The organism is Nocardia sp. NPDC051052, from assembly GCF_044456045.1.
In the GTDB taxonomy this organism is placed as follows: domain Bacteria; phylum Actinomycetota; class Actinomycetes; order Mycobacteriales; family Mycobacteriaceae; genus Nocardia.
In genome coordinates, this window is record NZ_JBITFL010000002.1 from 18,004 (window position 1) to 40,194 (window position 22,191).

General features: G+C 66.9%; 19 protein-coding genes. 11 read left to right on the forward strand and 8 right to left on the reverse strand.

Annotation, left to right across the window (positions count from 1 at the left end; translation table 11 throughout):
- The first annotated feature begins 96 nt into the window (after positions 1-96).
- Entirely contained in the window at positions 97-1,467 is a 1,371-nt protein-coding gene (locus tag ACIBCN_RS05110; protein ID WP_396990213.1) for an ABC1 kinase family protein, read from the forward strand.
- Positions 1,468-1,485: 18 nt separating this feature from the next.
- Here the strand turns inward: ACIBCN_RS05110 and ACIBCN_RS05115 are convergent, their stop codons facing one another.
- Entirely contained in the window at positions 1,486-2,529 is a 1,044-nt protein-coding gene (locus tag ACIBCN_RS05115) for an alpha/beta hydrolase (protein WP_396990214.1), read from the reverse strand.
- Between the two features lie 283 nt (positions 2,530-2,812).
- Between ACIBCN_RS05115 and ACIBCN_RS05120 the strand changes: the two genes are divergently transcribed.
- Positions 2,813-4,915: an AMP-binding protein gene (locus tag ACIBCN_RS05120; protein ID WP_396991136.1), complete on the forward strand. Its 2,103-nt coding sequence runs from the start codon at positions 2,813-2,815 to the stop codon at positions 4,913-4,915.
- Here the strand turns inward: ACIBCN_RS05120 and ACIBCN_RS05125 are convergent.
- Entirely contained in the window at positions 4,908-6,329 is a 1,422-nt protein-coding gene (locus tag ACIBCN_RS05125) for an MFS transporter (RefSeq protein WP_396990215.1), read from the reverse strand. The genes ACIBCN_RS05120 and ACIBCN_RS05125 overlap by 8 nt on opposite strands.
- A 37-nt stretch (positions 6,330-6,366) precedes the next feature.
- Positions 6,367-7,371: an alpha/beta hydrolase gene (locus ACIBCN_RS05130; protein ID WP_396990216.1), complete on the reverse strand. Its 1,005-nt coding sequence runs from the start codon at positions 7,369-7,371 to the stop codon at positions 6,367-6,369.
- A 198-nt stretch (positions 7,372-7,569) separates the two neighbouring features.
- Here ACIBCN_RS05130 and ACIBCN_RS05135 point away from each other — a divergent pair, with 198 nt between their 5' ends.
- The gene (locus tag ACIBCN_RS05135) at positions 7,570-8,070 is read left to right on the forward strand and encodes a cupin domain-containing protein (protein WP_396990217.1); all 501 of its coding nucleotides are present in this window, start codon (positions 7,570-7,572) and stop codon (positions 8,068-8,070) included.
- A 266-nt stretch (positions 8,071-8,336) separates the two neighbouring features.
- Here ACIBCN_RS05135 and ACIBCN_RS05140 read toward each other — a convergent pair whose 3' ends face one another.
- Positions 8,337-9,659, reverse strand: coding sequence for a M14 family zinc carboxypeptidase (locus ACIBCN_RS05140; RefSeq protein ID WP_396990218.1), 1,323 nt, complete (start codon positions 9,657-9,659; stop codon positions 8,337-8,339).
- 671 nt (positions 9,660-10,330) lie between these two features.
- Here ACIBCN_RS05140 and ACIBCN_RS05145 point away from each other — a divergent pair.
- Positions 10,331-11,659, forward strand: a complete 1,329-nt coding sequence (locus tag ACIBCN_RS05145; protein WP_396990219.1) for a hypothetical protein — start codon at positions 10,331-10,333, stop codon at positions 11,657-11,659.
- A 70-nt stretch (positions 11,660-11,729) separates the two neighbouring features.
- Here the strand turns inward: ACIBCN_RS05145 and ACIBCN_RS05150 are convergent, their stop codons facing one another.
- Positions 11,730-12,374 (reverse strand): TetR/AcrR family transcriptional regulator, encoded by a 645-nt coding sequence (locus ACIBCN_RS05150; RefSeq protein WP_396990220.1) that lies wholly within the window; start codon positions 12,372-12,374, stop codon positions 11,730-11,732.
- 105 nt (positions 12,375-12,479) lie between these two features.
- Here ACIBCN_RS05150 and ACIBCN_RS05155 point away from each other — a divergent pair, with 105 nt between their 5' ends.
- The 5 genes from ACIBCN_RS05155 (at position 12,480) to ACIBCN_RS05175 (ending at position 16,713) form a co-directional block, all read left to right on the forward strand.
- On the forward strand, positions 12,480-13,511 hold the full coding sequence (locus ACIBCN_RS05155) for a medium chain dehydrogenase/reductase family protein (protein WP_396990221.1): 1,032 nt from the start codon (positions 12,480-12,482) through the stop codon (positions 13,509-13,511).
- Between the two features lie 58 nt (positions 13,512-13,569).
- Positions 13,570-14,166 (forward strand): ABC transporter permease, encoded by a 597-nt coding sequence (locus tag ACIBCN_RS05160; RefSeq protein WP_396990222.1) that lies wholly within the window; start codon positions 13,570-13,572, stop codon positions 14,164-14,166.
- Positions 14,167-14,195: 29 nt separating this feature from the next.
- Complete coding sequence (locus ACIBCN_RS05165; RefSeq protein ID WP_396990223.1) at positions 14,196-14,606, forward strand: Dabb family protein; 411 nt, start codon at positions 14,196-14,198, stop codon at positions 14,604-14,606.
- Between the two features lie 165 nt (positions 14,607-14,771).
- Positions 14,772-15,899 carry an FAD-dependent oxidoreductase gene (locus tag ACIBCN_RS05170; protein ID WP_396990224.1) on the forward strand — a complete coding sequence of 376 codons (1,128 nt, stop codon included), beginning with the start codon at positions 14,772-14,774 and terminating at the stop codon, positions 15,897-15,899.
- Between the two features lie 418 nt (positions 15,900-16,317).
- Positions 16,318-16,713 (forward strand): VOC family protein, encoded by a 396-nt coding sequence (locus ACIBCN_RS05175; RefSeq protein WP_396990225.1) that lies wholly within the window; start codon positions 16,318-16,320, stop codon positions 16,711-16,713.
- Between the two features lie 438 nt (positions 16,714-17,151).
- On the opposite strand, the gene ACIBCN_RS05180 is transcribed toward ACIBCN_RS05175, so the two are convergent.
- Both ACIBCN_RS05180 and ACIBCN_RS05185 read right to left on the reverse strand, forming a co-directional pair.
- On the reverse strand, positions 17,152-18,279 hold the full coding sequence (locus ACIBCN_RS05180) for an MCE family protein (protein WP_396990226.1): 1,128 nt from the start codon (positions 18,277-18,279) through the stop codon (positions 17,152-17,154).
- A gap of 200 nt (positions 18,280-18,479) precedes the next feature.
- Positions 18,480-18,869 (reverse strand): hypothetical protein, encoded by a 390-nt coding sequence (locus ACIBCN_RS05185; protein WP_396990227.1) that lies wholly within the window; start codon positions 18,867-18,869, stop codon positions 18,480-18,482.
- Between the two features lie 225 nt (positions 18,870-19,094).
- Between ACIBCN_RS05185 and ACIBCN_RS05190 the strand changes: the two genes are divergently transcribed.
- Both ACIBCN_RS05190 and ACIBCN_RS05195 read left to right on the forward strand, forming a co-directional pair.
- Complete coding sequence (locus tag ACIBCN_RS05190) at positions 19,095-19,748, forward strand: TetR/AcrR family transcriptional regulator (RefSeq protein ID WP_396990228.1); 654 nt, start codon at positions 19,095-19,097, stop codon at positions 19,746-19,748.
- Positions 19,745-21,172 carry a CoA transferase gene (locus tag ACIBCN_RS05195; protein WP_396990229.1) on the forward strand — a complete coding sequence of 476 codons (1,428 nt, stop codon included), beginning with the start codon at positions 19,745-19,747 and terminating at the stop codon, positions 21,170-21,172. Before ACIBCN_RS05190 ends, ACIBCN_RS05195 begins: the two co-directional genes overlap by 4 nt.
- A gap of 17 nt (positions 21,173-21,189) precedes the next feature.
- Here the strand turns inward: ACIBCN_RS05195 and ACIBCN_RS05200 are convergent, their stop codons facing one another.
- Positions 21,190-21,993 carry an alpha/beta fold hydrolase gene (locus ACIBCN_RS05200; protein ID WP_396990230.1) on the reverse strand — a complete coding sequence of 268 codons (804 nt, stop codon included), beginning with the start codon at positions 21,991-21,993 and terminating at the stop codon, positions 21,190-21,192.
- Positions 21,994-22,191 lie beyond the last annotated feature (198 nt).

A 22,191-nucleotide genomic window follows, 5' to 3' on the forward strand; every position in this document is an offset into this window, starting at 1 on the left:
CGAAAATGAGCTTTGCTCAGTTTAGTCCGGGTGTCGAGTATGCAAGAGTGGATGCCACCGCGTCATGCGGGCACGTTGGCCAATGGAGGTGCGACAGTGGGCGATCGAGTACCGAGGGGTCGCCTCGCGCGCGGCAGCAAGATCGGCCGCCTGGCCGCGGGGCAGGCGGTGCGCGGGGTCGGCACCCGGCTGTCGATGATCGGGCGCACCGAGCAGGCCAGGCAGCGACTGTCCGAACGGTCGACTTTGCAAGCGGCACAACAACTTGTCACCGTGCTCGGCGGACTCAAGGGCGCGGCGATGAAGCTGGGCCAGATGCTGTCGGTGCTCGACGTCGACCTGCTGCCCGAGGCACACCGGGAGATGTTCCGGGTCAAGCTCGCCGAGCTGCGCGATCAGGCGCCGGTCGTGGCGTTCCCGGCCATGCGAGCGGTGCTGGAGGACGACCTCGGGCCGATGGCACGCGTCTTCGCCGACTTCGACGAGACCGCGATCGCCGCGGCCTCGATCGGTCAGGTCTATCGGGCCAGGCTGCACGACGGGCGTGCGGTCGCGGTCAAGGTGAAGTACCCGGGCGTGGACGACGCCGTCGAAGCGGATATGCGGAACCTGGCGATGTTCAGCAGGCTGTGGAAGTCCATGCTGCCGAGCGCGGCCGACGCGGATGTGCTCGACGAGATCGCGCGCAATATCGGCAGCGAACTCGACTACGTGCGCGAAGCGCGCACCCAGCATCGGGTCGCCGCGCGCTATCGCGGTCATCCGTTCGTCACGGTGCCGGACAGCGTCGAAGAGCTGTGCGGGCCACACGTTCTGGTGACCGAGTTCCTCGAAGGTCAACCGTATCAACAGATCCGGGGGTTGCCGAGCGCGGATCGCAATCGGATCGGCGAGCTGATCTATCGCTTCTACATCAGTTCCCTGTTCACCGACTTCGAATTCTGCGGTGACCCGCACCCCGGCAACATCATCCTCGCCGGCGACGGCAGGCTCGGTTTCGTGGATTTCGGGCTTTACCACAGCATGGACCCGGTGCATGTCGAACTCGAGCGGGCCTGCCTGCAAGCCGCGAGCGAGTACCGCGCCGACGATCTGTACGAGATGTGGGTCCGGCACGAGATCATGGATCCCGATTCCGGCGTCGACGCGGCGGAATGCCTGGAATACGTCTGGGCCGCCGCGGGCTGGCACCTCGGCGACGAAGAGATCACCATCACCCCCGAATTGGCCACCGGCGCACTGATTCTCGCCATCGACCCGCGCACCGCCGAATTCCGTGGCATGCGCAAGCAGCGACTGCCCGCCGAGCACGTGTTCTCCCGCCGGGCCGACCTGTTCACCTTCGCCGCACTCGGCCAGCTGGACACCACCAACAACTGGCACCGGATCGCCAGGGAGTGGCTCTACCGTGAACCCCCGGCCACCGAGGTCGGGCAGGTGGTCGCGCGCTGGCGCGCCGGTGCTTGAGCCGTAATCCGTTGCGCCTCAGTCACCGAGCGCGGTACGGAACAGCGGCCAAGAGTTGTGCAGGTCCTGCTGCCAGTATCCCCAGGAATGGGTGCCGGCGATCCGTGGGCTGAAGGTCGCGGGAATGTTCAACTCCCGCAGCCGTTCTCGTAACTGCGCGGTGCAGGCCGCGGTGATGGCGTCCAACGCTCCCCCGACGGTCAGCTGATCGAGGAGTTTCAGCGGATTCGCGTTGATGCCGGGACCGTCCAGGGTGTCGAGCGGCCCGGCCTGCCCGGTGCCGGTGGAGACGTAGATGGTGGTGCCGCGCAACCGGTCGGCGTGCAGATAGGGGTCGTTGGCGGCCCAGGCCGGGTCGGTGGGCGGGCCCCACAGGTTCAGCGGATTGCCGCGCCGGCCGAGCACCATGGCGTCGACCATCGCCTGCCCGGCCGGGTCGCTGGTGCGCACGCAGCCGCTGTAGGAGCCGATCGCGCGATACCGCCGCGGTGCGGCGAGGGCTAGGCGGAACACCGCGGAGCTCGCCATCGACGGTCCCGCAATGGCATTCACGCCGGTGCCGCGAAAGGCAGCGTCGATGATCGCGGGGAGTTCGGCGGTGAGAAAGGTGGACCACCGTTGCCTGCCGAGCACCGGATCGTCGGCTCGCCAGTCGGCGAAGAGGGTGCCGCCACCACCTACCGGCATGACCACGGTGACCTGCTGATCGGCGAAGAAGCGCGCGGCGTCGGTCTTGGTGAACCAGTTGTCACCGGTGCGCCAGTCACCGGTGTCGGTACCGCCGTTGATCCCGTTGAGTAGGTACAGGGTCGGTGCTGGTCGCGAATCATCCGCCGCCGGCAGCACTTCGACCGATATCGTCCGCCCCATGGCCGCCGAGTACACCGCCAGATCGAGGACCCGTCCTGGTCCTTGCTCCGTGCTGACCAGCCGCGAACCATCCGGCGACGCAAGCGTTGCGGCGTCCGGGTCGGCGAAGGCGACCCCGCCGGAGCACACCAGTACCGCCGCACCGATCACCGCGGCCACCCGGGCACTCGTCCGTCTATCCCCGACGCTCACCCACACCTCCGAGCACGACCAGGGGTTTCGGCCGACCGTATGCCGCGAAGATCACAAAAGCTCGGCTCCGTGGCGAATTGGTCAGACTCACATCCAGGTCAGCCCGTCATTGGACAGCACACAATGTCGAGGTAAATGGTCAGCATCTCCGCCATCGCGCCCCATACTGGGGTCGATAGCAGGTTGCCGGTCCGCTGACGCATCGGCCACACGGGTGACCCGCGGATCAAGGGGCACCCGCCGGCCCCGAGCTGTTCGAACCGGCCGACGAGAAGTGCGTGAGTTGGTTACCGATGTCATCGATGTGAGTGCGGACTTCCCGGTCGCCCGTAAAGCGCTGTGGGATCTGCTCCTCGAACCGCAGACCTATCCGCGGTTGTTCGCCGGAATCGGCGGCTGCGAGCTCGTGGAGGCCGGGCCGGACAGCCGCATCGCGCATGTGCGCATCGGCACCGCCGAGTCCGGCATTCGCACCCACCAGCTTCGGCTCACCGTGCAGCGCTGGTACGAGAGCGTGGAGTTACAGTGCCCGGGGACCGGCAGTTTCGTGTTGGTGCGGCTGCGGGGTGACGAGGAGCGCACGAAGGTCGTGGTCACCGTGTTCGCGCCCGGCCGGTTGCATCCGGCGATCGCCGAGCAGTCCAACTCGGCCGTGGTGTCGTGGGTGAACCGAGGACTGCGGCGGGCGGTCGACGTTATCCGTGGCGCGCGAACCTCGACGGTGGTCAATGCCGAGAATTCGCCGCTGCGTCGGCAGGTCAGCGTGGCCAAACAGATGGTCACCGTCGGTGTCGGGCGGACCGCGAGCGTCGCGACCGGCGTCAAACAGGCTCGCTCCCTTGCTAAATGGGGATTCAGCCTGGCCGGCGGCTATGCGGCGGCGGCCGCGTACGCACCGGATCGGATCGCCGTCGTCGACGACTGCGGCACCCGGACCTTCGCCGAGATGCACGCTCGGACAAGCGCGCTGGCGGGCGCGCTGGCCGGGCTCGATCTCGGCTTCGGCGACACGGTGGGATTACTCTCCCGCAATCACGCAGGGATGGTCGAATGCATGGTCGCCGCAGGGAAACTCGGCGTCGATGTGGCACTGTTGAACGTGGGGCTGTCCGGACGGCAGATCGAGGACATCGTGCAGCGGCACCGGCTTGCCGCGCTGTTCGTCGACGGCGACCTCGAGCAGCTGGTCCACTACCTGCACGCCGATCTGCCGCGCTTCACCACCGACGGCCGCCCGCCGGTGCCGCACCGGCTCACCATCGATGATCTGATCGCGCAGGGCGAGCGCCACTTTCGGCGCCCGAACCGACCGGGCAGGCTGATCGTGTTGACCTCCGGCACCAGCGGCACACCGAAGGGCGCGCGCCGGCCGCAACCCAAGGGCTTCGGGACCATCGCGGCCCTGCTCTCCCGGATTCCGCTGCCGATGGAGCAAGCGATGCTCATCCCGGCCCCGCTGTTCCACACCTGGGGGCTGGCCGGTCTGCAGATCAGCACGCCGCTGCGCGCGACCGTGGTGCTGCCTGAGCGTTTCGACGCCGAGGAGTGCCTGCGGCTCGTCGCCGAGCATCGGGTGGCCAGCATGATCGTCGTGCCGACGATGGTGAACCGCATCCTCGATCTGCCCACCGCGGTGCGGGCTCGCTACGACACGTCGAGCCTGCGCGCGGTGGTCAGCTGCGGTGCGCCGCTGGCGGGGGCGACGGTGCTGCGTTTCCTGGATACCTATGGCGACATCCTTTACAACGTCTACGGTTCCACCGAGGTCTCCTGGGCCACCATCGCCACGCCCGACGATCTGCGGACCGCGCCGACCACCGCGGGCAGGCCGCCGCTCGGCACCAGAATCGCCGTGCTGGGCCCGGACCAGCGCCCGGTGCCGGTCGGCGTCACCGGGCACATTTTCGTCGGCAACCACATGCTGTTCGACGGGTATGTGAGCTCGGCACCGCCCGCGGAGTCCGACGGGATGCTCGACACCGGCGACCTCGGCTATCTCGACGTCGCGGGGCGGCTGTTCATCGCGGGACGGGACGACGAGATGATCATTTCCGGGGGTGAGAACGTCTTTCCGCGGCCGGTGGAGGAGGCGCTCGCGCACCTGCCGCAGGTCAGCGAGGTCGCCGTGGTCGGTGTGCCGGATCAGGAATTCGGCCAGCGGCTTGCCGCGTTCGTGGTGAAACGCGAAGGGGCGGGCCTGGATTCGGACATGATCCGGTCTTACATCCGTCATCGGTTGAGTCGCTTCTCGGTGCCGCGCGACGTCACCTTCCTGCCTTCGCTGCCGCGTGGGGAAACCGGCAAGATCATCAAGCAGCTGCTCATCGGACCGACCGCGGGCGAAACGATGCCGTCCGCGCTCGGTGGTGCGCATTTGATCACCTGAGCTGCTTCGCCGGGTCGGGCAGTGCGAGAGTCGGGACCGCCATGGCGATGGCGCAGATCGCGATGGCGAGGAACATGACGATGCTGCCGCCCAGGGTGTGCGCGCGGAAGAACACCACGCTCAACAGGGCCAGGCCGACCGCATTGCCGATCTGCTCGATGGTGGGCAATTGGCCCGAGGCCTCGGCCATCTGCCGCTCCCGCAGGCCCGCCAGCATCAGCGGTTGCAGTTGCACGCCGAACAGGCCGACCCCGAGGCCGGCGAAAAACACCGGCCCAAGGGCGAGTGCGAGATTCACCTGCCCGTTCGTCAGGTGCAGATACACCGCACCCACCGCCACCAATCCCCCATACAGTGCGATGCCGAACGCGAGTACCTTTACCCCCCAACGCTTTACCAGGAACAACGAGGCGATCGCGCCCGCACCCGCGCCGAGTGCGAACGGTGTCATAGCCACGCCGGTGCGCAGCGGAGAGAAATGCAGCTCGTCCTGCAGCGTGATCGATACGGTGAAGACGAATGCGGTGAATAGGCCGAAGAAGCTCGCCACCAGTCCGGCGCCCAGGGCGAATCCACGATTGGCGAACAGGTCCAGGCGCACCAGCGGGCTGCCACCGCGCCGGCCCAGCCTGCGCTCGTAACCGATGAACACCGCCCCCACCGCGAGCGCCGCGGCGATCACCCCGAAAGGCGCTGGCCGCCAGCCGTTCTGCTGGATGTCCGCGAGCGCGGCGAGCAGCGCGAACAAGCTCACGGTGGACAGCGCTACGCCGCCGAGATCAAGGCCGTCGCGTTGGGGCGGCTTGCCGAGGCGCAGGTATCGGACACCGAGGACGAACGCGAGGATGCCGACCGGCAGGTTCATCAGGAACACCGAATGCCAACCGAGACCGGCGATATCGGCCGTGACCAGTCCCCCGCCGACGATCGGGCCCAGCATGCCCGCGAAGCCCGCGGTCGCTCCGTACAGCGCGAACATCAGCTGATGGCGACTCGGCGGGAAACTCGCGATGAGGATGGCGATGGTCTGCGCGGCCATTCCCGCGCCTGCGGCTCCCTGAAAGATCCGGGCGATCACCAGTTCCGTTGCACTGGTCGATATTCCGCACCACACCGACATCGCGGTGAACGCGACCACCGAGACCAGGAACACGACGCGGCGGCCGAAGATCGCGCCGATTCTCGCCGCGGTGAGCAGCGTGCACGCGAACGCCAGCGAGTAACCGGACACCACCAGCAGCTGCTGCGATGGCGAAGCCGCCAGGTCCGCAGTGAGATTCGGCAATGCGGTGTTCACGATGGTCACATCGATCATCTGCATGAATACCGCGATGAGACATCCGGTGAACGCGAGCCACGCACCGAACCCGCCCTGCATCGATGCACCGGGCAGGCGGGTACCGATCTCCGTCATCTGGACTCTCCCAACTCATGTACCCGGTCAACCACATTCACCGATTCAGGGCCTCGCTGAAGATCGGCCAGGAGTTGTGCAGGTCCTGCTGCCAATACCCCCACGAATGGGTGCCGGTGTCGCGCAGGTCGACTGTCGCGGGAATGTTCAAGTCCCGTAACCGATCCCGCAGCTGCCGGGTGCAGACGCTCGCGATGGCCTCCAGCGGTGCGCCGAACAGCAGCTGATAGGCCAGCTGCGGTAGATCGCCGTGGACCCCGTCGACGGTGTCGAACGGTCCGGGCCGACCATTGCCGCTGGCAACGTATATCGCGGTGCCGCGCAGCTTTTCGGCGTGCAGATAGGGATCGTTGGCGGCCCACGCCGGGTCGCTCGGCGGGCCCCACATGTTCACCGGGTTGCCCTGCTGACTGACGACCACGGCGTTGACGACCGCCTGGCCGCGCGCGTCACTGGTGCGCACGCAGCCGCTGTACGAACCGATCGCGCGGTACACCCCGGGCGCGGACAACGCCAGTTGGAAGACCGCGGTTCCCGCCATCGAGATCCCCGCGATCGCATTGGCGCCGGTCGTTTTCAGCGTGGCGTCGATGATCGGGGGCAATTCGCGGGTGAGGAAGGTTGCCCAGCGTTGCTTGCCGAGGGCGGGATCGTCGGCGTGCCAATCGGTGAAGTAGCTGCCCTCACCGCCGAACGGGATGACGATGTTGACCTGCTTGTCGGCGAAGAACTCGGCGACATCGGTGGCGTCGGCCCAGTTGCGGTCGACGCCGCCGTCCGCGCCGTTGAGTAGATACAACGTGGGCGCGGGTTTCGAATCATTTAGTGCGCGAATCACTTTCACCACCACGGGTCTGCCCATCAGCGCGGAATAGACGGTCATGTCGATACCCGCCCTGCCTTCGGCGAAGGTGAGCACGTGTGAGCCGTCCGGGGCGGGTGCCGGCTCCGCTCGCGCGGTGCCCGTCAGCATCGTGCCGACCACAACCGCGATCGTGAATCGCGCGGCCGTCGCCACACCACGGGTAATGCGATCGCCCACGCGGCACCTCCGGCCCCTTCGTGACTCCTGCGATGTGGGCAGACGCTAACCCTCGGCCAGCACCCCGAACCACCCATCCGGCATTCCTTGGGACAGCTGACCGCTCGAACGTGTCGCGCCTGGTGCGTGTCACAACGTGGACGGGCTGCGCTGCGTCGGCGATAGAATTCGGGCTCGAACGAACCGAAAGGGCGACCCGTGGCAACGAATGAACCACAGCCGAATTCGTCTACGGACGACGCTTGGCGGGACAACGGGGTGCGCGTCATCAAGTCGGACCAGCTCGACTCGAACACCGCCCAGACGCCAGGGATGAGCCGCGCGGCCGCGATCAACGCGGCGCGCGTCGGCGCGCAGAAGATCTGGGCGGGAACCGTCACGATCCACCCGAACGCCAAAACCGGCGCGCACCATCACGGCGAGCTGGAAAGCGTGATCTACGTCCTGCGCGGCCGCGCGCGCATGCGCTGGGGCGAGCGACTCGAGTTCGTCGCCGAGGCGGAACCGGGCGATTTCATCTTCGTACCGCCCTACGTCCCGCACCAGGAAATCAACGCCAGCACCGACGAACCCCTCGAATGCGTGCTGGTACGCAGCGACAGCGAAGCCGTCGTCGTCAACCTCGATATCGAACCGGTGGAGAAACCCGACACCGTGCACTGGATCGACCCGATCCATCGGGCGCCAGAAACTCCCTGATCACCAGGACACGGGTTCACTCCGCGAGCAAACCCCTCCGCGCCGTCGACATGGCCGACCGCTTCCGCAAAGGCATGCTCACCCTTGCCGCAGCAACCAGCCGCGCGGACCGCGCCTGGCTGGCGGCCACGATCGCCGACCTCGAGCAGGAGCAGTAAGCGGCGCTGGGGTGGCGCGCTCGAGCACAGAGCGAGATCGACGGCGACGGAGGCGGCAAAACGGGTGGTGGGGGCTGGGATTCAGCCACCACCACCCGTTTGCGGGGATCAGTTGGTTGGGGTGTTCGGGGACTGTTTGTAGGGGGCGCCGGCGGCTTGGGCGGCGGCGGTGAAGGACTTCTTCATTTGGGGCCAGAGGGTGCTGTCTACGCAGGAGTAGCGGGGCATGAAGCCGCCGCAGGTGCCGCTGTTCGGGCCGATTTCGATGGTGAAGCTGGCCAGGCCGAGGGCGCCGTGGGCCTGGTCGTCGGTGGTGCCCCAGGTGGAGTAGCCGACGGTTTCCTCATCGGTGCCGACGGTGAATCCCCTCGGTACGACGTTGGTGATCAAGGTGCGCAACTGTTCCCGGTTCTTCGGTGTCGCGGCGGTCGGAATGATGCCGTAATTGCCGTAGGAATGCAGGTCGATCACTACGCCTTTCGCGGTATCGGGGACATCGGTGCTGCCCGCGGGGCGCTGGTTGGTGAACAGGCTCGAGTACAGCTTCTGGATGTTCTGGGTTTCCGGCTCGGAGGCGGCGCGCGGCCCCTGGAAGGTCTGCGAGCACTGGTTTCTGGAGTCGCCGCCCCAGCGGACGGTGAAGTTGCGGTTCAGGTCGATGCCGGGACCGTTGCCGGAGCCGTCGACGACGGAGCAGGACGAGGGGGTTCCGCTGTTGTCGACGTTCTTGCGCTGCATCTTGGGGCGGTTCCCGCCGCTGGCCACCACGTCGACGCCGTCGGGGTTGGTCACCGGGACGACCCAGACCTCGGTGGTGTCCAGGATCGAGGTCGCGGTGGCGTCGGTGCCGTAACCGTTGGCGAGGTAATCGATCCATTTCCAGGCTATTTCGCCGGTGGCCAGTTCGCGGGCGTGGATCTGCGCGGTCAACAGGAAGCGCGGCTTGGTCGAGGTGGGCGACAGCGCGCAGCCGCTCGGCGCGAGTGTTGTTTTCGCCGCGACCTTCTCCTGATCGGTCGCCTTCTTCGCGATTCCGGTCAGGCAGATGGCGTCCATGGTGTGGCCGCCGCTGCCCCTTCCGGCGAGCCAGGTCTTGCCGATATCGTGCGCCTGGGCGATGCCGGGATACTTGGTCGCGACGTCCTTGGCATGGGTGAGCATGTCCGCCGAGGTGTGGTAGCCGCCGTAGTACGTCGGGCCGAGGGATCGCTGCTCCGAGGGTAACGACTTGTAGACCGGTTCCCCCTTCTGCAGATTCAGTCCCTTATCCCGCAGTGCCTGGGCACCCGACTCGTCGACCGCGATTGTCACCTTGCCGGGACCGGCGGGCACCATTTCGATCCCGGCGCCGGCGATGATGTCGCGCTGCGCCTGCGACGGCACCGGAACGTCCCAGTAGTAGGGCGTGTCATCGGCGGCGTTCGCCATCATCGGACAGAAAACAAGCGTCGAAAAACCGCCGACAGCCACTGCGGAAATGGTTGCAAGAATATTGCGGAAACTGCTCATGGGCTTACCTGTCTCTCGCGCCACTTTCAGAGACCGCATTTGACGGCGTGGCGCCGTTGTTCGCGGATGAATTTCCGATGGTCGGAGATTAAGCCGCCGTGTCGGCTCAGTGAAACCCCAGTCGGCGAGTGGGGAAAAGGTGAGCCGGTCGGAAAGGGCGTTCGGCGCGTGCGCGGGCACGCCGCGGCCCTCCGCGGGCGATCACGAACCCACCGCGCTCGGGTCGAGCCGCGCGGTGACGTCGTCACGGAGCCGCGTCGATCGCCTGTCCGAGCACCCCAACGACGGGGTGCGCCACCAGCACTCACCTGGACGATGACCCGCTCCGCAAAGACAACTAACAAATATTGCAAACCAGACTTAAAAGTTCTGGAATTGCGCCGGATTAACGCCTGCCTGAAGGTTTGTTTTCAACAGTTAAGGCCGGACTTACACATTGTGCCGATTAACCGTTTCCGACGTACAGTCGACCCTGCCGAACCGCAAGCGCGAACCTCGCGCTTCATGAAAATCGACTGATAGCCCGCCGGCATCAGCCGCTATTCAGGCTCGGCATAAATCTCATCTATAGTCCCCACGGAGGTCTCCGCGCAATGCCGCCCGCTGCCAACAGTCGCAACTATCGCGGAAAACATCGAATCCAGAAGTCGCCAGCAAATGGCTCTCCCCGACTATTCGCCGCACTGGTCGCCGGCTCCCTGCTCGGGCCCGCCGCGCTCACCCTGACGTCCACCGCCACCGCGGCGGCACAGGCACCGAGCTTCGGCTTCCGCGCGAAGATCCAGGGCTACGACTCGGACGGCCGGGCGATCATTCATTACAACAATACGGTCAAAGACGCGGGCATCGAGAACGCGGTCAAACACCTGAACTCGACACCTGGCCTGAATGTCGTCTTCAAACCCGGAACGGGCAATGGCGCAATCAAAATCACCAACGAACAGTTCCCGGGTGATGTCGCGGGCATGGGTGGGTGGGACAACGGCCCGTTCGTCAAACTCGATCCCAAGACGCGCGGGTACGACAAGGACGACCGCACCGAGGTCGCCGGACACGAACTCCTGCACTCGATCGGCCTCGATCACAACGACAGCGGCTGCAGCATCATGGCCAGCTCGGTCAACCGGTGCAACGGCGGCCCGACTCCGCTGAGCAAAAATGAGGTCGGGCAGCTCAACGGCATGTACAAGAAAGGAAAGCCGGGTAATTCGGCCGACCCGAGCAAGCCGACGAAGCCGGGCGGCCAGACCAAACCGTCCGATAGCACCACGCAGCAGGGCGATCCGAAAGATCGCCCCGGGCAACCGAATAAACCGCAGGGTCAGCCGGACCAGGACTCCGGGGATGATCAGCAAAGCCAGCCCGGCGACGGCACCGACTCGTCCGGCGACGGCGAGGGCGATACCACCGACGGCACCGACATGTCCGGTGGCGACGACGACGGCGGCGATAGCAGCGACCCGTCCGGCGATGGCAACGGATTCGACTGGCCCGGCGACAGCGGCGGCGACGACTCTTCCGGCGACGGCGACATGTCCGGCGGCGACAGCAGTGACGGCGGCGACGGATTCGACTGGCTCGGCGACAACGGCGGCGATAGCGCCTCCGACTCCGGCGATCTGTTCGGCGGCGACAACGGTGACCTGTTCGGCGGCGACGACGGCGGCAACGGATTCGACTGGCCCGGCGACAGCGGCGGCAATAGCGCCTCCGACACCGGCGACCTCTTCGGCGGCGACAACGGCGACCTGTTCGGCGGCGGCGGCGACCTATTCGGCGGCGACAGCGGCGGCGACGGATTCGATTGGTTCGGCAAGGGCGGGGGCGACCAGTTCGGCGGCGGAGACCTGTTCGGCGGTGGCGGCGGATTCGGCGACCTCGCCGATATCGGCGGCGGCTTCAACACCGGCGGCCTCTTCTAACCCGGAATTCCAACCAGGAACGCCGAACTCCCTTGCAATACAAGAGAGTTCGGCGTTTTAGCATCTTCGACTAGGTCGCGTCCGTCAGGTGGGCCAGCGTCGTGATCATGCGATCGGCGATACCCGGCGGCCACCGGAAGGCGACCGTCGACGCGCGCTGGTGAGCAAGCCCGTGCAGCCCGAGCCACAGCGCCACGGCATCGACGGACAGATCGGTGCTGGTGGACTCGCCCGCACGGACGCACTCTTGCATGATCTCCGTGAGCATGCCCATGGTCGCGTCGCCGAGGGTGGCGACATCGGCCTCGGTCAGCGTGGTCTCGCCCAGCGCAGGCATCCAGAGCCCGCCGAACATGGTGCGATAGCGCTCGGGATGGAGTTCGGCGAAGTCCAGATACGCGCGGCAGAAGACGAACAGCCTGTCACGCGGCTCGTCGCCCGCCCCGGCCAATGCGGCACTCAAATGCTCCTCGAGCTCGGCGAATGCCCGCTGCACGACGGCAAGCATGATGGTCGGCTGGTCCGGGAAGTGCCGGTAGATCGAGGGCGCGGCGATGCCGACGCGGCGCGCGACGGACCGCAGGGTGACGGCCTTTTCGTCGCCGGTCTCGTCGAGCAGCTCGACGGCCGCGGCCACGATGTCGTCGCGCAGCCGGGCGCCTTCTCCTCGACGGTTGCGCACGCGAGCAGGAGACGAGGTGATGTTGTCTGCCATACCGTCAACTTACACCTGAAAACTTATCGGTGTAACCCCTTGAATCTTCGAAGCTAACGTGCGTATGGTTACAGGTGTAATCATCCACTGAGCGCGGAGAACGTCATGAACACCACCACTGTCACCACCGAAGTCGTGCTACCGGGCAAGGTCGAAGCGAACGGCCTGCTGATCCGCACCCGCGACCTCGCCGCGCCCAGCACGGGCCAGGCCGCCCTGCGGATGGACGCGACCGGCGTCTCCTTCGCCGAGCAGCAGATGCGCCGCGGCAAGTACTACGACCAGCCGCCCTTCCCGTTCGTCCCCGGCTACGACGTGGTCGGCACGGTGACCGCCGTCGGCCCCGGGGTGGATCCCGCGATGATCGGACGCCGGTACGCCGCGGTCGTCAAGGTCGGCGGCTGGGCCAGCCACCTGCTGATCGACGCCGCCGACCTGGTGCCCATCCCGGACAGCGTCAGCGCGGCCGCCGCGGAAACGGTGGTGGTCAACGGAATCACCGCATGGCAGATGCTGCACCGGATGGCCAAGGTGCCAAGCGGCGCCACGATCGCGGTGTTCGGCGCCAACGGCGGCGTCGGTTCCACCCTCGTGCAGCTGGCCAGGCACGCGGGCATCACGGTGATCGGCACGGCCTCGCCCCGCCATCACGAGTTGGTCCGCGAGCTCGGCGCGATCCCGGTCGACTACCGCGACCCGGACATGTATCAGCGCATCCGGGAGCTCGCCCCCGGCGGTGTCGACGCGGTGTTCGACCATGTCGGCGGCGCCGGCTTGGCGCAGTCCTGGGCGCTGCTGCGCAAGGGCGGGACGCTGGTCTCCTACGGCACCGCGGCGACGAAGGACGAGGACGGCAATTCCCAACTGCCGGTGCTGAAGTCGTTCGCGCGGTTGGCGCTGTGGAACTACCTGCCCAATGGCAAGAGCGCCCACTTCTACAACTTCTGGGCGGGCAAGCGCAGGCTGAACACCTTCCGGGGCCGTCTGCACGACGACCTGATCCAGGTGCTGCGGCTGCTGGCCGACGGCGTGCTCGCGCCGCAGATCGCCGCGCAGTTCCCGCTGGCCGATGCCGCGCAGGCGCTCGCGCTCGCCGAGTCCCGCACGGTGGCAGGCAAGGTCGTCATCACCGCGTAGCCGACCGGCACCGCCGCATCGTCAGTTCAGTTCTGTTCGCACCCCGAGGAATTCAGCCATGGCCACCATCGCCCTCTCCGCCCCGCCCCACTCCACCCGCCGCGCAGGCGACGTCGACAACCGCGCCACCTACCTCAGCTTCGCGCTCGCGTACGTGTTCGGACACGGCGCCGCCGCCCTGTCCAAAGGCCCCGATCCGCTGGTCAGCCTGCCCGGCTGGTTGCCGATGACGCTGCTCGGTATCGGCCTCGCGGTCGGCACCGTCTACGCGACGGTGGCCGCGCTGCGCGCGCAACGCGGCGCCGAAAGCTCGGACATCCTGTCCGGCAAGTTGCTCGGCATCTCCTGGGCCAGCGCCTTCGCCGCCCTCTTCCTCGCCATCACCGGAATCACCTCGCTGCTGGACAGATCCGACCTGCAGACCGTGCTCTGGCCCACCGGCGCCGGCCTCATCGTCGGCCTGCTCTACCTCGGCGAAGGCGCCGCGCGCCGCAACGTCCTGCACTACTGCCTCGGCACCTGGCTCGCCCTGGTCTCCACCGGCGCGCTGCTGCTCGGCAACCCCGGCCTCTTCTGGGTGCTCACCCTCGGTGGCGGTGGCGGCTATGCCGTCGCCACCGTCCTCGAGCGCCGCCGCCTCGCGACCCACCACTGAAAACCGTTCCACCACTGAAGGAGAAATCGATGATCTATCACGGCAACCGGATAAAGCTCCGCGCGGGCGTCACCGAGCAACAGGCCGAGGCAGCCTTGGTGAGCATGCACGAACAGGGCAGCATCCCCGAGGTGAAGTCGTTCATCGTCGGCCGCGAGTACGGCACCGGTTTCGACTGGGGCGCCACCTTCGTCCTCGAGGACCTCGACGCCTACTGGGCCTACCTGAGTCACCCCGCGCACACCGCGTCGGTACGACTCGGACTCCCCCTCGCCGAGAACTTCGAGTCCTACGATCTCACCGACGACCTCGACCCCGACTTCGAGTCGAAGGTCGCGCGGTTGCAGCAGCGCCACATCGACTCCGTCCCCGAGCTCGCGGAACTGCTGGCCGCCCTGTCGTCGCACACCGGAACCAGCGCCCTCCCGCACCCCGAATAGCCCACACCGACCCTTGTCCGGAGCCCGAAGTACCACGGGTTCCGGACATTTCGGTGTCACCGGCAGCGGCCGCTCTCGGGTGGCTTGTACCACAGCGGACCCCACGCATGGCGGTGCAAGCCGGACGCAAGCCCGGTGCAATGACCGGCCAGCAACCTCGTCAGCATGACCCCTTCAGTAACGATCATCGGCGCCGGACTCGGCGGACTCACCCTGGCTCGCGTTCTGCACGTGCACGGCATTCCTGCCGCGGTCTACGAGGCGGAACCGTCCCCGACGGCGCGTGCGCAGGGCGGGATGCTCGACATCCACGACTACAACGGACAACTCGCCGTCGAGGCGGCCGACCTGATGGACGAGTTCCGTGACCTCATCCTGGACGGCCGCCAGGCGATCCGGGTGCTCGACCCCGACGGCACCGTGCTGCTCGACAAGGCCGACGACGGCACCGGCGGACGCCCCGAGGTGCTGCGCGCCGAGCTGCGACAGCTACTGCTCGCCGCCCTCCCGGCCGGCACCGTCCGGTGGGGCTACAAGGCCACCGGTGTTCGCGCCCTCGACGACGGCCGCTACGAGGTGAGCTTCGCCGACGGCAGCACCGTCGTGACGAACCTGCTGGTCGGCGCCGACGGCGCGTGGTCGCGGGTCCGGCCGCTGCTGTCCACCGCCACACCCGAATACGCCGGCCAGTCGTTTGTCGAGACCTACCTGTACGACGCCGACACCCGCCACCCGGTCGCCGCGAGAACGGTCGGCGGCGGGTCGCTGATGACGCCGACCAAAGGCGCGCAGATCCACGCGCACCGGGAAAAGGGCGACACCCTGCACACCTATGTGGTGCTGCCCAAGCCGGTGGCGTGGTTCGAGGCCATCGATTTCACCGATGCCGCCGCGACCAAGGCGCGAGTCGCCGAGGTATTCGACGGCTGGGCTCCGGAACTCACCATGCTGATCACCGACGCCGACACCGCGCCGGTCTGGCGGCCACACTACGCGCTGCCGATCGGACAGCAATGGGACCGGGTGCCCGGGGTGACCTTGGTCGGCGACGCCGCCCACCTCACGGTGCCGAACGGGGAAGGCGCCAACCTGGCCATGCTCGACGGCGCCGAACTCGGCAAAGCCCTTGCCGCGCACCCCGATGACGTCGAGACGGCGATCACCGAATACGAGCTGGCCATGTTCGCGCGCAGCACCGAGATGGCCGTCGAAGCGGCCGAGTTCTTCGAAAACCTCGTCCTCGACGACGACCCGGCGCAAACCCTGCTCGCCACGCTCACCGCACCGGAGTAGATCGAACTACTAATTTACCCACCGGCTCGTCCCGGTCGAGCTGCCCGCCAACGGGATTGGCGCCCGGCGTCGCGGCCGCGGTCGTCGCTGACCGCAACGTCATACACGTATCGCGGCCCGCGGTGGGTCCGTTCGTGCGCGGACAGCGTGACCGTCCGCGGCTCGGTCGAGACCGGAAACGACCGCACCCGTTCGATTTTCGAGGGCAGCAGCGTCGCGTCGGGGACGCATACCTGGATGGTGCATGCAGGCGTCGCGCACCGCCAAGTCGGCCGGGACGAGCGGATTCGGCGGCAGCGGGGAGAACCAGCGCGCACCGCCGATCCGCAGCTGGGGCCGATATCTTCGGTCCGGATCCTGGCGCAGCTGTCCCTCGATCTCGCCGCGTCCGCAACGCACCGGGAGTACTATTCGCGCCATGCCAACCCCCTGGATCTTCCGGATCGTCATCCCGGTCGACGATATCGAGGCGGCGACCAAGTTCTACTCGGCAATTCTGAAAACTCCCGGCGAGCGGGTGTGGGTGAACCGGCATTACTTCCGGTGCGGCGAGGTCATCCTCGCCTGCGTCGAGCCCGGCCCGGAGTCTGGCGATTTTCATATCGACGACGACCCGCGCGTCATCTATCTCGGGGTGGACGACTTGGAAGAGACGATGGAGCTGGTTCGTCGCGCCGAACCAGCACACATCGACGCGTCCATCGAGGCACAGGCCTGGGGCGAGCGTTCGTTCTACGCCCAGGATCCGTTCGGTACCCGGCTCTGCTTTGTCCATGGCTCCACCATCTACGCGGGTGGCGATTTCGAGGAGTAGCGGCAAAAGGCAATTTCCGAGAAGTCGATGGCAATTTCCGAGAAGTCGGCAGGTCCTCGGCGCCGACTTACCCGCAGGAGCCGGGGTAAGGCTGCGGCGACGGGCAGAACGAGCCGGTGCCGGACGAACCGCTTGCCACCGGGCCGCCGACAGCGGGCTGAGAAGCGACCGGATCCGGCCCGGATACATACGGCTCCAACGGGATAGCGGCGGCCGATCCGGCACCGAGCCCGCAAGCCATCATCCCGGCGGCGCAGGCGGCGACAGTAAACATTCTAAACGACAAGGCATTTCCTTTCAGCGGCATCGAATACTGCTCTCCCACAATGGAAGACCGGGTTTGCCGATCGACCCGGCGCATTAATATTCGACGAGGTGGGCCGGGCAGAAAAGCCCTCACTTACTCTGCCCGAATATTATGGGCAAAGTTTCGGTGATTCAGCGGCCACCCTGGACCCGGGACTGCACGATCTGCAGCACCTGGATCAGGCTGCCCGCAAAGTCCTGAAGATCCCGCAGGTCCAGCAATCCGCCGTGCTGCGGGTCGGTCAGCGCGCTGAGGTCGAGAGCGGACGCGGTGAAGAAAATGGCATAGCCGCTACCGCGGAAGGTCGCGTCGAACTTGGGCCGGAAGATCCGGAACCGATCGAGCAGGATGCCGAGGTTGTCACCGGTCGCGGACAGCGCGTCCATCAACTTGTGGGTGTTGTCGAGCAAGCTGCCCAGTTGCTGGCCGGAGGTGTCGGCGTAGTCACCGAGCGCGGCGCTGGTGGTGGACACCTTGGTCAGCAGATCGGCGATGGCCCGGTTGTTTTCGGCGATGGTGCCGATCATCCGCGGCAGCGTGTCGGCCATCTGGCCGAGCTCGCCGCGCCGGGCCTCGATGGTGTTGGCCAGCGTGCTGAACTCGTTGAGCACGCCGTCGACCTTCGCGCTGTTGTCGTTCAAACTGCCTACTACGCCGGTCATTTCGGTGATCAAATGCGCGAGCGCACCGTCGCGACCACCGACGATGGCGTCCAGCTCCGAGGTCAGCTTGCTCAGACTGGCGACACCACCGCCGTTGAACAACAGGGAAACCGAGATCAGCAGCTGCTCGACCGTCGCGCCCGCCGACGTCTTGTCCAAACCCAGGGTGTCGCCGTCACGCAGCATGCTCGCGCCGGGTTCGGCCTGCGGTTTGGTCACCGCGACGAAGAGGTCACCGAGTGGCGTCGCCTGCCGCAATTGGGCCGTGCTGCCCGCGGGCAACTCGACGTCCTTGCTGATGGTCAGGTCGACGATCGCCTGAAAATTCTTGGTCTCGATGTTGGAGACCACGCCGACATCGGACCCGCCGATCTTCACCTTCGCCTGGTCCGGCAGGTTCACCACATTCTCGAAAATGGCGTGCACCGTGTAGGTTTCGCCGGAAACGCCGGGCTTGGGCAGTGGCAGTCGCTCGATGGTGAGACCGCACCCGGAGGTCATCGCGGCCACCATCGCGACAGCTACCACCGCCCGTCGCACCTTGCTGCCCGAGGCATTGATGATTCGCCGCGCCTCGATTTCGAGGTGTGCGTGCACGTCGACTCCCCCCGCCGTGGCCCGGACACTACCGGCGAGCCGAGAGCCGATAGGACGAAATCGACGGCCCCCACCCAGTTATCCGGCCGATCCCCTGATAGCTGTTCTAAGCAAACAGCATTCAGCGGCGTTGACGCCATGGGCGAGCGTGAGAAATCATCTGTGCACTATGTCGACCCGTGCGCGATCGACAGCGGTCGCTACCGGCGGCCGGGGTCGTACTCGTACGCGTTCGGCGGCAGGCTGGGCCGAGTCGGGGCCTGGGTGATCCGCACATCTGTCGCGATCCCGACCTGGCCGAGCGTGAGCGGCATCATGCAGTCCCGCGCAGGGCGGGAGACGCCATCGGCGTATCCCGTGACCGACTTGAAGTAGGGCCCGAATACCGGGCTGCCGCCTGCCAGATTCAGCCCGAAGCAATCCACTTCGAGGATGTAGGTGCCGTCGCCGCCGCAGTGTGCCGACGCGCTGGTGGGTCCTCGATCCAGGGCGCAGTCGCGCGGTTCGGCGGCCGCCGAACCGGACGCGACCGACACCATCGCGGCGGCACCAGCCACCAGGACCGTGGTACCGATAATGCTTCTGGTCATGCTCATAGTCAGGTTCTCCGCATCTGGTCGAACGTACGAATGGGCCGATCACCGCAATGCGACACCCCAGAGGTGACCACGCAAGACTTCCGCACATCTCCGGATCTGGGGAGACGTCAGAATTCGGGGGCGTGTCGCTTCTCGACCTTGCTGAACAGCCCGGAAACGAGTACCGTTCGGTATCGGATGCTGATCGGTATCCGATACCGATGTCCAGGAGGCCCGGTGCCCAAGTCGCCGACGAAGCGTCGGCCGTTGACGGTCGCGGCCTTGCTGGACGCCGCGCAGGAAGTGTTCGCGGAGAAGGGGTTCGGGGCTTCTTCCGTTCCTGATATCTGCGCACGCGCTGGGCTGACCAAGGGGGCGTTCTACTCGAACTTTCCCGATAAGGAGACGCTGTTCCTCGCGTTGTTCGATCGGCACAACGCGGCCACGCTCGAACGGCTGCGGGCAGTGTTGGCGGAGTCGGCGGGACAGTTGGTCGATTCGGATCCGCCTCGGCTGCCGGAACCGCATGGCGAGCAGCGGCGATGGTTCTTGATCTCGATGGAATTCACGTTGCACGCGATTCGGCATCCCCAGGTGGCTGCCGCGCTCGCCCAACACGAGACACGCAGTCGCGCGGCACTCGCCGACCTGCTGGCTGACGCGTTGGCGGCCATCGATCGGGTGCCCACGATCGAGGTCAGCGACCTGGTGCGGTTGGTGGTGGCGGCCTGCGAGGGTGGCGACGCACAGACACTGACCGAAATCGCGGCGACCGGATCGGCGCGCGAGAGCGTGCGCGCTCGCCTGGTTCCGCTGCTACTCCGGGAATATACGCGTCCCGGCACCAGGTCCGACCCCGTTTCCACTGGCTCCCAAGGAGATTCGTTGTGACCGCGGGCAACGCCGAACCGTTCGATCCGCTCGATCACCTCGACCGGCTGCTGGCCGACGTCGGTTTGTCGCACGCCGCGGCGGGCGGCCTGGTGAGTTTCGCGGGCAGCGATCCGATCGTCGCGTCTCGCCACCGGCTTGGCGCCTGCATCGGCATCCCGGTGATGGCCGGAGCCGTCGGCGCGGCGGCACTGTGGCGGCATCGCACCGGGCAGGCGCAGGATCTGCACCTGGATCTGCGTCAAGCCGTGCACGGCATCACGCCGAACGCGTTCTGGAACCCGACCCTGGCCGGTGAGATGGCACCCCACCCGCTGGTGGCCGACAACCCGTTCCTGCTCGATTCCTACCGCACCCGCGACGGACGGACGGTCATGGCATCGGGCGTCTACCCACACTTGGCCGCCCGCTGGTGCCGATTCCTGGACGTGCCACCGGATCCCGGCAAAGTCGCCGCGGCCATCGGGCAGTGGAACGCCTTCGAGCTCGAGGAAGCCGCGAACGTCGCCGGGCTCCCGTTGTGTGTGGCACGCACGCCGCGGGAATGGCTCGCCCACCCGCAAGGCGCGTTGCTGGCCGATCAGCCGGTGATCGGCTTGACCAGGATCGGCGGCGGCCCGCCGCGCCGATTCGACCCGTCAGATCGACCGCTGGGTGGGGTGCGAGTGCTGTCGTTCACCCATGCCATCGCCGGCCCGGTCGTCGGCAGGACGCTCGCTGAGCAAGGCGCGGACGTCTTGTGCGCGACCCGCCCCAACGACTACGAGCACGACTTCATCTACGACGAAGCCAACATCGGCTCGCGCAGCGCATACCTCGACATGAGCACCGAACGGGGCAGGGGGCGCGCGGCGGCGTTGCTCGCCGACGCCGACATCGTGGTCAACAACCATCGCGGCGGCACACTCGACAAGCTCGGCTTAGACCCACACGAGCTCGCCGAAAAATACCCGGGCATCATCCTCGTGTCGGTGACCTGCTACGGATCGACCGGCCCATGGGCCGACCGCGGCGGATTCGACATGAACGGTTCCGCCGCTTCAGGTTTGATGGCCCTGGAAGGCACACCCGGGCGGCCGAAGTTGCCGCCCACCGGCATGATCAACGACTTCATCACCGGCTATCTGGGTGCCGCCGGGGCCACCGCCGCGCTGCTGCGCCGTGCCACCGAGGGTGGTAGCTGGCACGTCACGGTCAACCTCACCCGCACCGCCATGTGGTACCAGACACTGGGCCTCGTCGACCCCGGCGACGCCAACAGCGATGAGCAGCACCAACTTCGAGAGCCGACCGCATACGACGCCGCCACCCCACTCGGCGCACTACACACCCTCGCCCCACCGGTCACCTTCAGCAAGACCCCACCGCGATGGACCGACCCCATCCTGGTCCCCCGAGGATCCAGCGACCCGCGCTGGACCTGACGCCGACCACGTGACCACTAGGCCGTCACGAAATCGACGAGGGCGCGGGCGATCTGGTCAGGCGCGTTCTCGGTGGGGATGTGCGCCGCCCGCGGGATGCGGCGCAAAGCGGTATGCGGGATCTCGGTGGCGAATTTCTCGGCGTATTCCACCTTCTCGAAGGGGTCGTCCTCGCCCCAGATCAACAACTTGGGCACGGTGGAAACGCGCAGTGCGGGAACAAGATCGAGGGTGTATCGGCTGTCGGCCGCCCGCACCATCGCGAGCCAGGAACGGCGAACTCTCGGGTCGGTCCACGGATCCAGATAGTCCGCGATTCGCTGCTCGGTGGCGGCCTCGGCCAAATCCCTTGTCACAGCCTGTCGTCGGGCGGCGAGTAGGTCGTCAGGGGTGGTGTCCGGGTGCTGGAACAGGGCTACGTGTGGCGCAGGCCAGGAGTCGTAGGCGACGGAGTTGACCAAGACCAGTCGCGACATTTCCAGGCGATCGTGCGCGAGGAGGTGCTGGGCGACGGCACCGCCGATGTCATGACCCGCCACGACGACCGGGCTGGAGATGTCCAGTGCCGAAAGGAATCGCACGACCCATGCCGCGAGGGCCGGGACGGTAGCCGTTTTCGGCGTGAGCTCGCCTCCCGAGTGGCCGAGCCCGGGAAAGTCGACCGCGACGGGTCGCAGTCCCGCCGTCGCGAGCTGGCCGAGCACGGGAAGCCACACGCGGCTCCAATATGTTCCGTGCAGCAGTAGAACTAACGGCCCGTCCTCCCGCACGGTCAGGTAGCTCGCCGTTTCACCGTCGACCTGAACCGCCGTCCGCAGCACACCAGTGGTTTCACTCGGTACAGGCTCCAGACCTCCCACGCTCGTCCGATTCAGCCGAGTGGCGGGCGTATCCCAGCTGGATGGGGGCTTCGCGCACGGTCCGGCGCGGCTACCGTCGAAGGCGGTGATCGTCTGACCCACCAGCCGCCGGACCGACGGGTTCGTCGGGCTCTCCCGGTCCCGCCGCGCTGGTCGATC

Bases quoted from the DNA above. Each gene is read 5' to 3' on its own strand.
- ACIBCN_RS05155 (WP_396990221.1), top strand. From the start codon at position 12,480: ATGAACACCACCACTGTCACCACCGAAGTCGTGCTACCGGGCAAGGTC.
- ACIBCN_RS05150 (WP_396990220.1), bottom strand. From the start codon at position 12,374: ATGGCAGACAACATCACCTCGTCTCCTGCTCGCGTGCGCAACCGTCGA.
- ACIBCN_RS05145 (WP_396990219.1), top strand. From the start codon at position 10,331: ATGCCGCCCGCTGCCAACAGTCGCAACTATCGCGGAAAACATCGAATC.
- ACIBCN_RS05185 (WP_396990227.1), bottom strand. From the start codon at position 18,869: ATGACCAGAAGCATTATCGGTACCACGGTCCTGGTGGCTGGTGCCGCC.
- ACIBCN_RS05175 (WP_396990225.1), top strand. From the start codon at position 16,318: ATGCCAACCCCCTGGATCTTCCGGATCGTCATCCCGGTCGACGATATC.
- ACIBCN_RS05140 (WP_396990218.1), bottom strand. From the start codon at position 9,659: ATGATGGCGAACGCCGCCGATGACACGCCCTACTACTGGGACGTTCCG.
- ACIBCN_RS05165 (WP_396990223.1), top strand. From the start codon at position 14,196: ATGATCTATCACGGCAACCGGATAAAGCTCCGCGCGGGCGTCACCGAG.
- ACIBCN_RS05160 (WP_396990222.1), top strand. From the start codon at position 13,570: ATGGCCACCATCGCCCTCTCCGCCCCGCCCCACTCCACCCGCCGCGCA.
- ACIBCN_RS05170 (WP_396990224.1), top strand. From the start codon at position 14,772: ATGACCCCTTCAGTAACGATCATCGGCGCCGGACTCGGCGGACTCACC.
- ACIBCN_RS05125 (WP_396990215.1), bottom strand. From the start codon at position 6,329: ATGACGGAGATCGGTACCCGCCTGCCCGGTGCATCGATGCAGGGCGGG.